The sequence below is a fragment of the Paraniabella aurantiaca genome (assembly GCF_050309965.1).
GTDB lineage: Bacteria > Bacteroidota > Bacteroidia > Chitinophagales > Chitinophagaceae > Niabella.
Genome location: NZ_JBLOSY010000001.1, coordinates 1,251,325 through 1,263,324 on the forward strand (window position 1 = coordinate 1,251,325; position 12,000 = coordinate 1,263,324).

General features: G+C 44.3%; 7 protein-coding genes. 1 reads left to right on the top strand and 6 read right to left on the bottom strand.

All coding sequences use genetic code 11. The annotated features are described in order from the left end of the window. Positions 1-9 precede the first annotated feature (9 nt). Positions 10-2,055 (bottom strand): family 10 glycosylhydrolase, encoded by a 2,046-nt coding sequence (locus tag ACLOAU_RS05395; RefSeq protein ID WP_427860830.1) that lies wholly within the window; start codon positions 2,053-2,055, stop codon positions 10-12. A gap of 94 nt (positions 2,056-2,149) precedes the next feature. On the opposite strand from ACLOAU_RS05395, the gene ACLOAU_RS05400 reads away from it, so the two are divergent. Continuing rightward, positions 2,150-2,662 (top strand): O-acetyl-ADP-ribose deacetylase, encoded by a 513-nt coding sequence (locus ACLOAU_RS05400; protein WP_427860831.1) that lies wholly within the window; start codon positions 2,150-2,152, stop codon positions 2,660-2,662. A 152-nt stretch (positions 2,663-2,814) separates the two neighbouring features. Here ACLOAU_RS05400 and ACLOAU_RS05405 read toward each other — a convergent pair whose 3' ends face one another. The 5 genes from ACLOAU_RS05405 to ACLOAU_RS05425 all read right to left on the bottom strand — a co-directional run bounded on the left by ACLOAU_RS05405 (position 2,815) and on the right by ACLOAU_RS05425 (position 11,973). Next, on the bottom strand, positions 2,815-5,976 hold the full coding sequence (locus ACLOAU_RS05405; protein ID WP_427860832.1) for a glycoside hydrolase family 2 TIM barrel-domain containing protein: 3,162 nt from the start codon (positions 5,974-5,976) through the stop codon (positions 2,815-2,817). A 76-nt stretch (positions 5,977-6,052) separates the two neighbouring features. Then, a complete protein-coding gene (locus ACLOAU_RS05410) occupies positions 6,053-7,288 on the bottom strand; it encodes a hypothetical protein (RefSeq protein WP_427860833.1) in 1,236 nt (411 codons plus the stop codon). A 203-nt stretch (positions 7,289-7,491) separates the two neighbouring features. Then, the gene (locus tag ACLOAU_RS05415) at positions 7,492-8,721 is read right to left on the bottom strand and encodes a DUF4998 domain-containing protein (protein WP_427860834.1); all 1,230 of its coding nucleotides are present in this window, start codon (positions 8,719-8,721) and stop codon (positions 7,492-7,494) included. Positions 8,722-8,754: 33 nt separating this feature from the next. Then, positions 8,755-9,945: a DUF5000 domain-containing lipoprotein gene (locus ACLOAU_RS05420; RefSeq protein WP_427860835.1), complete on the bottom strand. Its 1,191-nt coding sequence runs from the start codon at positions 9,943-9,945 to the stop codon at positions 8,755-8,757. A gap of 33 nt (positions 9,946-9,978) precedes the next feature. Then, complete coding sequence (locus ACLOAU_RS05425) at positions 9,979-11,973, bottom strand: RagB/SusD family nutrient uptake outer membrane protein (protein ID WP_427860836.1); 1,995 nt, start codon at positions 11,971-11,973, stop codon at positions 9,979-9,981. Between the last annotated feature and the right edge of the window lie 27 nt (positions 11,974-12,000).

Genomic DNA, 12,000 nt, shown 5'->3' on the forward strand with positions numbered 1-12,000 from the left:
ATACTGCCACTACAACTGTGCTTGCTGCAGTAACTCTCTTACCGTTTTCTTCACATAACCATTTTGAAAATAAGGATAGATATTTTCGCCTGGGCAGGTTGTCATTTTGCTATGGTCGCGGTGGGTTGAAATAGTTTCGGGGTCAATCTTATATTGAATACAAAAGTGAGCGATCAGCCTGGCAAGTACATCCAACAGATGCTGATCCATTTTTTGCTGACCATAATTGCCCAAAAAGCAGATCAGCAGGTGACCGGAAGGATCATACTCGGTATTGGTTTCGCCAACAGTAAGCGGGTTACGACCTTCATACACGGTTCCATCGGGAGCAATAAGATAATGATAGGGTATGTCTGTCCATTTCCGGTCTGGCCCCATACACCAGGTTTGAATATTTTTCAACCGGGTGGCTGCACTGGCGGTATCCGATAGCACCTTGCCTCCCTCGTGATGCACCGTAATGCGAACGGGCACCTGTTGCTTATAAGGGCGCGGTTCGCTGGCATTCCAGGCTGCACGAGATTCAATACGTACAATATCGGGAAAAATAGTTGTCTTTATGCTTTCATTACCCGATCGGTCTACAGCACTAACAGCAATACTATTCAGGGTATTTTTCCCTTCGCCGTTTTTTAAAGAGAGCGATCGTTCTCCGCTGTTCAGTATCTGATAACACCAGGTTTTGCCATATTGATAATATACCACCCATTGAAATACATCCCCGGCATTTTCGTGGGTCCAATTAACTATAACCGCATCCGGCTCTTTTTTAAGCATAATCCTGGGGGCTACAGGCGCAACATTATCGAGCCATCTGCTCGGCGGCACTAAAGCCTGCTTTTTATAGGGACCTTCCAGCAGAGCATTGGACAGTTTCGGATTTCTGGTAAGTGACGACATGCTCCAATGCACCACACCGCTGCTCTGAGGTGTAATGCCGCGGCTGATCATGATCTCGTTGATTACTTCTGTAGTATTTACGGAACTTGTGTCCCGGCCTACACTTATTCCCGGCCACAAATGCCGGTTCATCGTATTCTCACCCGACCACCAACCTAATAAAACAGGATAGCTTTGCGCTAAACGGCTGGTGGGCCAATACAGTTGAGGAGAGAAATAATCGATCCAGCCTTTGTTGAGCCATAATTTAGCATCGGCATACAACTCTTCATATTGATCGAATCCTTCAACAGAGGAGGGATAACCCGGGCGCCATATTCCAAATGGACTGAGCCCGAATTTCACATGCTTCTTTTCCTTCTTTATTTCTCCATATAAACGCTCAATAAAATCGTTAACACTTTTCCTGCGCCAATCGCCACGCGATAAGGTTCCACCCGCCTGCTGGTACTTTTTCCAGCTGGCCGTATCAGGGAAGTCCTCATTCTTGTTGTAAGACGGATAAGGATAGAAATAATCATCAAAGTGCACACCATCTATATCATAACGTTTTACGATATCCATCACTACATTTACACCATGATCCTGTGTTTCCTTCAACGAGGGATCAAACCACCAGTAACCTTCTTTTAAAGAAACAACCAGACCGGGTTTTGTTTTAACCAACGACTGGTCACTGATCGGGCCTCCGGCCACATGATGCGCCCGGTAAGGATTTAGCCAAACATGAAGCTCCAGCCCGCGCTCGTGTGCAGCTTTGACCCAGAATTCGAGCGGATCATATAAAGGCTCAGGAGCTCTTCCCTGCTGTCCGGTAAGATAATAAGACCAGGGCTCCAAAGCGCTTTTATACAACGCATCGGCCTGCGGCCTTACCTGGAAAATCACTGCATTAAAATGATGTTCCTTTAAAAAGTCGAGTAATGCTATGGCTTCCTTTTGTTGCTCGCCGGTAGAAAGGCCAGGCTTGCTGGGCCAGTTGATATTGGCAACCGTGGCAACCCAGGCTGCTCTAAACTCCCTTACAGCATTAGGAGCAGCGTTTGGTTGTATGCCTGCTGGCGGCGCGTGATGGGCAACAGGTTTCTGCGATGAGCAGGATATCATTGAAACTAAGGCTATCAAAGCAAAAAAAGATACACAGCGGGTAAACATATAACTGGGTTTAGGAAACTTAAATGTACTTAATACTTTTTATCAATGTTTCACACCAGCCAAATACACTAACTTCAGTTTGCAAATAGCCAACATGATTGAACTGATAAAGGGTGATATCACCAAAGTTGCAGTAGATGCCATTGTAAACGCAGCCAACTCCTCGCTGTTAGGAGGCGGAGGTGTGGATGGCGCCATTCACAGGGCTGGCGGCCCCGCCATACTTGAAGATTGCCGGAAAATAAGAGCCCGGCAAGGAGGCTGTAAAACCGGAGAGGCGGTGATCACAACAGCCGGGAATTTGCCTGCACTATATGTGATACATACCGTAGGACCAGTTTGGCAAAATGGCCGCCACGGAGAAGAAGAGCTGCTGCGCCTCGCTTATTACAACAGCCTTAAACTTGCCGAAGAAAACAATGTAACCAGTATTTCATTTCCTAATATAAGTACCGGCATCTATAGTTTTCCTAAGGACAAGGCGGCGCCTATTGCCATTCAAACGGTTCGGGAGTTTATACAGGCAAAAACCGTTATTCAAAAAGTGATTTTTGTTTGCTTTGACGAGGAAAACTATGTCCTTTATCAATCGCTCCTTAAAGAATAGACTATCAGAATGAAGCGTATTGCTTCAATACATGCTGTACGCTAATCAGTACCGCAGAAAATATACCTTCTCTTAGCCGTTCTTTAATTAACCCAAGCGTACTGTTGAAACGGTACGCTTGGGTTAGGTGACCTATTTGTCTATGTGTAGTATTATTGAATAACACTGATCGTATATTGGTAGCTATATTCTTTCTCCCTGAAACGATATGGATCGAGAGGCTTTGCTCCCCATGAGTTTAAACCACCCACTCCTCTCTGAAATAGATCTATATTCAATATAACACGATCGGCCGCCAACACATCTGAAGCATGCTGCTGTTTCTTGGTAGTGCCCGGGTCCCAATCTTCTGTGCGGTAATTGGTAGCGCTAACCGACAGCGGCTGCGCGCCTGTTATGCGTATGCCTTTGCCATCTTTATCTGTAAGTGTCAGCCAACGCACATCTGTTTTATTGCCTGCCTCCTGCGGGCGGTAATAAGGAAATGCCTGGTCTTCCACAAGGCCTTTCCAGATGCCTACAAAAGCATCCTGGTTACGATCTATATAGTTTTCCCAGGGTCCACGACCATACCAGGTAAATTTATTGAACCTGTTGGACAGTTCCATGTTCATTCCAAAACGCATTAATTCGGGTAACTCTGCAGACGAGGTCTTGTAATTTGCAGCGATCGTTAATGACCCATCAGCGTTAATCGTATAAGTTACATGAGTCACCGCTTCAATGCCGGTTGGTTTGATCTCATAGAGAAAGCTTATAGCACTATCATTTTCTTCTATACCTTTAAAGGTAGTTTTCTGATTATGCGACGCTGCATCCCAGAGGCGCAGGTTGTATTGAGCCTGCTCTCCAAAATCATTGTCGGTAGGGGCTCGCCAGAAATTTACCTTGGGATGTTTGCCAAACAACCATCCTATAGAAGTATTAAATGAAGTTAACCCTCTCCAATTCTTCTGAAATTCATAAGTAACCCCTTTTGCAGTTATGGTAATTTTTTCGCCCTCTTCTTTCTTCTCCCATTCCTTATTTTCTTTGGCATCATTGCCGGCAAAATAATTATTGCTGCTTAATGCAAACTCTCCTTTAGCAGCTTCAAAACCTTGGGGCAAAAATTTTGATGCTTCCTTTGTAAGAGCATATACATGCAGGAAATACTCATTACCCGGCCCTGTATTTATTTTAGGAAGATTAAGTTTCACTTCTTTCTTTGAATCGGCTGCTACCGTAACGTCAAAGCCTCCTGTTGTAGCTGTATCGCCATTTTTCAAAAGCACCCATTTGTAGGTGTAATCTTTAGGTGTGATGGGAACAAATTTAAAATCGTTGATCACATTAACTACACCATTATTCAGGTCCTTAGCTTCGAAAAGTATATTCTGATATACTTTCTTGACTATATGCGTATGTGGGAGATACTGTTGATCAGGTGTTATAATACCATCCATACAAAAATTTCCTTCATTTAGTTTGTTATATCCATGAAGATCACCCCCGTAAGCCCAGTATTCACGTCCCTGCTCGTCGGTTGTTTTATAACCATGATTATACCATTCCCATATAAATCCACCCTGCATATTTTTGCTGGTGCGCATCAGGTCCCAATAGTCCTGGAAATTACCCATACTGTTACCCATGGCATGTGCATACTCGCACATGATGTAGGGGCGTTTCAAATCCTTTGCAGCGTCACGTTTCATACTCTCCCACGATGGATACATATGACAAATAATGTCGGTATTGCGATCGCGCTGATAAGCTTGTTCATATTGCACGGGACGGCTTTTATCGCGGGCCTTTGCCCAGTCATACATAGCAAAAAAAGCCTTACCGTTACTGGCTTCATTACCTAAAGACCAGAAGATCACTGAGGCATGATTCTTATCCCTTTCGATCAGGCGCTTTACCCTATCCAGGTGAGCCTCCTGCCATTCGGGGAAATTAGAAACGTTATCCGGACCATAGCCCAGGCCATGCGATTCGAGATTGGTTTCATCTACCAGGTAAATACCATACTCATCGCACAGCTTATACCATAACGGTTGCTGGGGATAGTGCGATGTACGTACTGCATTAATGTTAAGCTCTTTAAACAACTGGATATTGCGCAGCATTACAGCAGAGTCTACCACCTGACCGGTGTTCGTATTAAACTCATGCAGGTTTACCCCTTTAAACAGCACCTTTTTGCCGTTAACCAGCACCTGCCCGTCTTGTATTTCTACTTTTCTAAAACCGATTTTGTGAGAGGTTGCTTCAATTATATGGTTTTGTCCATCTTTTAATGTGATCAGCATGTTATAAAGGTGAGGCGTTTCGGCCGTCCATTGTAAAGGACTTCTTACTATGCCCTCAAACCACAACGAATCTGTAGCGCCGGCTGGCACGGTCAGCTTCTTGCTTTGAGAAAATACTTTTTTTCCTGCTTTATCGAAGATGGATATTTCTACAGCTTGGGGCGCAGCACTGTTTCCATAGTTCTTAATTTTCACATCTGTACTGAACAAGCCATTTTTATAGGCAGCATCCAGGTCGGCATGTGAAAAGAAATCGAGTATGCGGGTTGGTGCAGTGCTATACAGGTACACATTACGGTTAATACCGCCCAGGCGCCACATGTCCTGGTCTTCCAGGTAAGTGCCGTCGCTGAACTTATGCACTTCACAAGCCAGCAGATTTTTGCCGGTCCGGATATAAGGCGTAATATCAAACTCTGCCGGGCTTTTAGCATTCTCGGTATAACCTACTTTCTTGCCGTTGACCCATACATACATGGAGTTGGTGCCGCCTTCAAAGTGAAGGAATACTTTGCGGCCATCCCAGTTTTGAGGAATATCAAACTGATAACGATAGGCGCCGGTTGGAGAATCGTCTTTATTAATGAAAGGCGGGTTTTGGGGAAACCCGAAACCTGTATTTACATACATAGGTATACCGAAACCATTGAACTCCCAGTTACCGGGCACGGGCATTAAAGACCAACCTGCCGACTTACCGGATATTTTATTACCTGCGCCTTTAGTAGAAAGCCCCGAAAGAATGCCAGTATTAAACGTTTCCTGAAAAAAATCAGCAGGTACGTCCGCTATCTTTTCAGTCCAGAAAAACTGCCAGTTACCATTCAAAGACTGGTAGTAGGGTGACGTTCTGTAAATATTCTGCAGCGCCTGCGCTTCTGTTGCATAGGGCAGCGATGTGGCCCTTGTATTTTCTTTGTTAATTGCAAATACTTCCGGGTTCTCCCAGTCGGGCTTTGTTTGGGCGTACACTCCTGCTATACTTAAGCAAACTAACAGTAATGACATTGCTTTTTTCATCTTCAATTATTTTTATGATATAAAGGTCTTTTCATTATCGGCAAACCGTTGTTAACGCATATTTAAACACATCATTTTATTCAGTCCATGTACCTGCTGCAGACAAACCGTCCCTTCTCATTTGCTCGATGAGGAGGCAATTAAACACATAGTCCCAACTGGAGGTAACTTCCGAATTTTGATTCAGTCCGTATGGCCACCAGTGCTGGGTGTCTCCGCTGAGCTGAACGCCGGTGGATTTTTGTATTTTATTCAGCAGCTCATTGGCAAAATTGCCCTGGTACTTGCCTCCCACGATTTTACCCGTCCACCAGCTGGTAGTGCCGGTTCCAAAAGTATGATTTAACTCATGTAACATAGTACGCAGATTCTGATACCCTTCTCCTGTTCCAAACCGCATCCAGCCTTCATTGTTCGCATCTGCTGTAGCCACTCCGGGCACATAGTTGATCCATACATGCTTTACTGCCGATGTATAGTTGTTGACGTACCATACAGCACTATCTATAGCTATTTGCAAACGGGCATAAGCCGCCTGTTCCGCAGCTGAAGGAATAGCTGATTTATTGAAGGTATAAGTAAGGTTGCCTTTACGGATGGTTTTAAACTTCATACCACTGCTGTAGCTGACACCTCCCCCATTCTTAGCATAAGCCCTAACATAATATGCTGTTTGAGGTTGCAAACCGGTTATAGCCCCGGTATATTTACCCAAACCTTTACCGGCATCAATACTTTTACTATCTGCTATGGTTGGATTTTCAGTAAGCGACCAGCAAAGGCCACGCTCCGTTACAGGGTCACCGCCATCCGTTGTTAGCTCCACTTCCCAGTGCGCCAAAGAACTACCAATAATGAAAAGCGGCGCTACATTAAACGTAGCTGAAGCTATTGATGCTGTGGTAAAAGACACTTCGTTGCCATAGGCCGCTCCGGCAGCATTAATGGCAAATGCCCGTACATAGTATTTGGTAGAAGCAGACAGCCCCGTTAACCTGCTGGTGAATGAGCCGTCACCGGAAGCCGTAGCCGTATTAAACTTTATATTATTTACGGTAGGCGAAGGAGTGGTACCCAACACGATACCTTTTTCTGTAACAGATCCTCCGCCACTGCTGGTTACACGGCCTCCACCCATCGCTTCAATAGTTGTTACCGTATGGATGTCTGCAGTGGTAATAGTGGCCAAACTTATTGCCGGAGCTATGGGTTCATCGGGAGTTTCCCTTGCCCCGTCTTCTTTTGAACAGGAGTAAAGGAATAAAAATGAATAAAGAGTTACAACAAATAAAAAACATCTTCTTAAGCTCATCGGTTATTTTATTAGTTACAAAATATCAAGGCAGAGGCCTAATTAAAAGAGTCTTTTGAAAGAATGTATTTATTCAAAAGACTCCTGAACTCTTAATGCCTGCAGCCAAATGATGTAATTATTTATCAACTGATGGATATTATACTTTGTGTTACTGGCATTAAATTACCGCCGCACTTATTTGTGCGGCGGCGACCTATATGTTACAGATATTGTATGGAATATAGTTTAACAGAAGCTATTTTCGAATACATACCGGTACCCGAAGTACCGGTTAGGCTACATACAAACCCAATAGAGACAGTTGTTGGCCCTGTTAATGTAAAATTCAATACTTTGCTTTCCAGGTTGGAAAAGGCAATGCTGCTTCCGGTAACATCAGCAGCGTTAGGCAGATCATTGCCTGCAGCTACACTTAGATACCTGGAGCCGCCGCTATTAAACTCATTCATTACTACGGCAAACCTATAGCTTCCTGCAGGAAGGGTTATTGTCTGGAATATTTTGCCATCTGTTACATTGGGGAGCCCCCAACCAGCCTCAAGCGAAATAAACCCTACATTGCTTCTTCTTTCATATCCGCCAAAGCCGCTGGCATTTTTGATAGCGGTATTGGAAGTCCAGTCGCTTAATATACCCCACCTGTTTCCACTGTTGATAGAGCTGTAATTTACATTGGGTCCAACATTTTTCAGGTACGTGGTGGTTATATCTGCCTGGCTGAACTTGGGTATATACCTTGTTGTAGAAGTTGTATAAAATGTGTCGATGGATAAAGTGTCTGGTATAAACATTGTCCGGAACTGTATGTCTGTTTTTTCCTTAAAATTATCCAGGCGGGTAAGCGCAGAGTCTACAGGAACTCTTAGAACCTTTTTTTCATTAGATGCGTCAGTATACGTCACATCTGTCGCGAATATACCGCTTAACCGGTCCATTACTCCCCATTCTATACTGGTAAGACCCGCCTCATCAGTAAAGGCGTTATTGATAGGCCTGTTAGACAAAGAGCTTATGTATCTGTCGCCATATGCTCTACCTGACTTATACGTTGGAACAGATTGGTTGCCGAGGTTATCATAAGTATAAATGGTGAAATTATGTACTCCTTCCAGCATATTTCTTAATTCTACTTTCAGGGTATCCACATTTTCGGTACGGGTCACCGGAATCACCGCCGAGTCTGCCCGGTTATTCCAGTATATTACACATTTGGTTACCTTAGGATCTGCGATAAGTAAGCCCTGAATAACCACCCTGTTTCTTCCTGAAAAAACCTTAATGGAATCCAGTTTTCCAGTGTAAGAAATTTCACCACCCTCTGTGAATTTCTTATAATCATCCTCCTTCATACACGATGGAAGCACTACAATTAGTGCACAAACCATCAATGCAAACATGACGTTTAAGTAAGGTATTTTTATTCTGTTCATCTGCATGAGTTTTTGTGTTAATAGTACTTATGATTAGCGGGGATCCCCAAATACACGTATTTCGGCGATGGCAAAATAGGTAGTGCCCTGCCAGTTCTTGATGCTTTTGATACGCAGGTATTTTACTTTCGGCATACCTGGTTCAAACGTATAACTTAAGCCCGCCCTTGCAACTTCTAAATCTTCTGCAGTGTTAACACCATAGGGTGTACCAGAAGGCTTTACAGATTTAAAAGTGCCCAGTTTTGTCCAGTTGTTAAAGCTACCGTCGGCAGGAGGATTGTTACTACCCCATATTTCAAAGTCCAGTAAATTACCCGCGTAGAAATAAGTACGGCCATTTATATACTCACCATAATCATATATCAGTACACGGCTAAGTGTGGCCAGTTTACCGATATCAAATGTGATCCATTGCGGTGTAAGTACTGCGGAGCTGGTCATGGTTACCGCCGGCCACCAATCTGCAATTCCATCCCACATGCCCGTCATAGGTGTTGATGCATGTAATCCAACGTCGCCGGGCAATGTAACAGCTCTAAAGCCCGAACGAGGAATCTCGGTTTCATAATACGGTGTTATTCGGGCAAAAAGCGTATCACTGTAATTCAACCAGCGATCTCTGACTGTAACGGCAAACCTTCTGGGTATAGAGTCATAACCCCTGATAGTGCGCATCACATCTTCCGCTGACGAATAGATATTATTGGTTGCGGGCTTTAGTTTTCCCGTACTGTCTTCTGCAAAAACCTCAAAAGCCAAATCCGCTTTGGATATATTTTTTGCAGCTACCCTGATACCACTAAAGTCGGGCGATATCGACAAGCTCCGGAAAACGCCCCATATGGGATTCTCCAGCGGCTTAACCTTTATCGTTACCGGATCTGATGCTACTTCGCTGCGATTCACCGCATATAACTTAACCTCATGCTCATCTGTATCTCCAAAACCTTCTACGGTGAGGGTTCGTCCATAGTAGGAAGCTTTCACTTCCATTTCTCTGCCCGAAGCCAGGTTGTAAACAGCCTTGATGTACAGCAAGTCTCTATCTGAAGGCAGGGCATAGGTAATGGTAGCACTACCAGGTCCCCCCGTCCATTGTACATTGGTTACCTTGCCTGGCGGTGTACTATTGCTCTCCAAAGGCGACAAAGTGGTTTCTTTTGCACAGCCTAATTCTATTAGCACTATCAGGCTGAGTAAAAATATTTTTGCTTTCTTCATAACTTAAGAAATTTTTTAATGGTGATCTTTTTACTACCAACCCGGATTTTGAACCAGACTTGGGTTAATTCTGATATCCTCTGTTCTGATAGGCCATAAGTAATCACGCGGCGAAACAAAGTTTTGCGTATAAATGGTACGCACCCGGTAATAGTCGGCTGTTTTATCCTGATATACACTCCAGCCTGTAATAGCCTGGTTAATAGATTCTGCAGCTTTTTTCCAGCGGCGCAGATCCCAGAAACGCTGCCCTTCGAAGGACAATTCAATACCTCTTTCCTGGTGAATGATCTCGCGCATACCATCTTTGGTGGTGTATTTGGATGGGTTGTTCGAGTACTTTGACCATGATGCTGCCACACCTTCCAGGCCTGCACGGTTTCTAATTTTATCTACATAAATTAAAACATCTCCAACCGGACCCTGACTTTCATTTAAAGCTTCGGCATACATCAGGTAGAGATCAGGCAGCCTGATTTCCGGCCATGGATAATCCCGATAGTTAATACCCTGGTTGCTATTAGTATGTGTAGCATTCCAGTCTACCAATTTTTTTACAAAGTAGCCGGTTTCATTTAAAAAGCCGAGGGCGTCCGTAGCACCGGAAGCCTGCGTGTATTTGGCTTCTACTACCCAGGTGTTTTCGTCGGAGTTAGATGGACTGTCGTACTTGTAATAAACGCCGCCATCAAAGCTCAGGAAAGCATAAAAACGCGGCTCCCGGTCGAAATTAATACGAGCTGTTTCATATCCCGGCTTGATATTAAAGCGCTCAGCATTAACTGCCAGACGGGTGGTGTAGCGGTTGCTGAAATCGAGGAGTTTGTCTTCGTTGATCGGTACGCCATTCTTAGAGTAAAACATTTCTACTATTTTTAAAGGCGCCGCATATTGCATCCTTGCCTGTCCACTTGCCTCGGCACCTGCTAACTTAGGCATAGCCCGCGCTTGCATATCAAAACCGGCCCGGCTGTTAGGATTGGCCCATACATGCTCTGTGCTCCAGCGTTCTGTCATCGCTGTGCGGAGGCGCAGTTGTAGCAGCGTGGTTTCAGACAACTGGAAAGAAGTGCCCAAAAATTGATGTAACATATGACCTGCTTCTTCAGCAGCATCAATGGCGGCCTTTGTGAACTGTGCTGCTTTATCCCATTTAGTTGCATCATATGTTGCGGGAAATAATGCAACACCTTCATGATCTTTAAAACTGGTATAGTCTGGATTACCGTTAAACAAAGGACTTGCAGCCAGCAACCATAATTTAGCTTTTATTGCTAAAGCAATCGGCCTGGTGATCCTGCCTAATTCAGTTGTTCTATCAGAAATAACCATTGGTAAACCGGGGGCAGCTTCATCCAATAATCCGGAAATATATTCGACACACTCGTCGAGAGGTCTACGTTTGATGCGCACTTCGCTTTCAGGCGCGCTGATATCAATATTCTGGTCTACTAATGGTATAGGACCATACATCCGTAAAAGATAGTAATGATAATAGGCCTTGAGGAATTTAACTTCCGCCAGCCATCGTGTACGCTCATCTAATCGTAGATCGCGTACTTTTGCAGTATTGCTTACATTTTCCAGGAAAATATTACAATTTCGAATGGCCTTCCAAAGTCCATAACGATCGCCTGGACCCCCACCCTGCCACCAGCCCCTCCATGCATCTAATTTAGGCTCAGCAGCGTTTTGTCCACCGGTTGCTATACCTGAAATATTCAATGTACCCCAGGCATAAGCGGTAAGGTCGCGTGGATTGCGCGGTAGCCAAATTTCGTCGCCTCCTAATAAACCTATATTGTAGGCTGGATCCCCGTTTCTGGGTATAAAAGAGTAACAGGTAAACAGGTATTTTTCCGCTTCTGTACGCATTGTAAAAGCGTTATCAATTACAGCTACGTTATCGGGCACAATGTCTAGGTATTTGTTACAGGACGTTCCTACTATCAGCAGAACACCACTCAACAGGGCCACCTGCTTTTTGCAGGTCCTGAAAGTATTTTTTAGAAACTGATATATTTTCATGTTGATATACTTTTAAGTAAGGGAATG

Bases quoted from the DNA above. Each gene is read 5' to 3' on its own strand.
- ACLOAU_RS05405 (WP_427860832.1), bottom strand. From the start codon at position 5,976: ATGAAAAAAGCAATGTCATTACTGTTAGTTTGCTTAAGTATAGCAGGA.
- ACLOAU_RS05410 (WP_427860833.1), bottom strand. From the start codon at position 7,288: ATGAGCTTAAGAAGATGTTTTTTATTTGTTGTAACTCTTTATTCATTT.
- ACLOAU_RS05425 (WP_427860836.1), bottom strand. From the start codon at position 11,973: ATGAAAATATATCAGTTTCTAAAAAATACTTTCAGGACCTGCAAAAAG.
- ACLOAU_RS05415 (WP_427860834.1), bottom strand. From the start codon at position 8,721: ATGAACAGAATAAAAATACCTTACTTAAACGTCATGTTTGCATTGATG.
- ACLOAU_RS05395 (WP_427860830.1), bottom strand. From the start codon at position 2,055: ATGTTTACCCGCTGTGTATCTTTTTTTGCTTTGATAGCCTTAGTTTCA.
- ACLOAU_RS05420 (WP_427860835.1), bottom strand. From the start codon at position 9,945: ATGAAGAAAGCAAAAATATTTTTACTCAGCCTGATAGTGCTAATAGAA.
- ACLOAU_RS05400 (WP_427860831.1), top strand. From the start codon at position 2,150: ATGATTGAACTGATAAAGGGTGATATCACCAAAGTTGCAGTAGATGCC.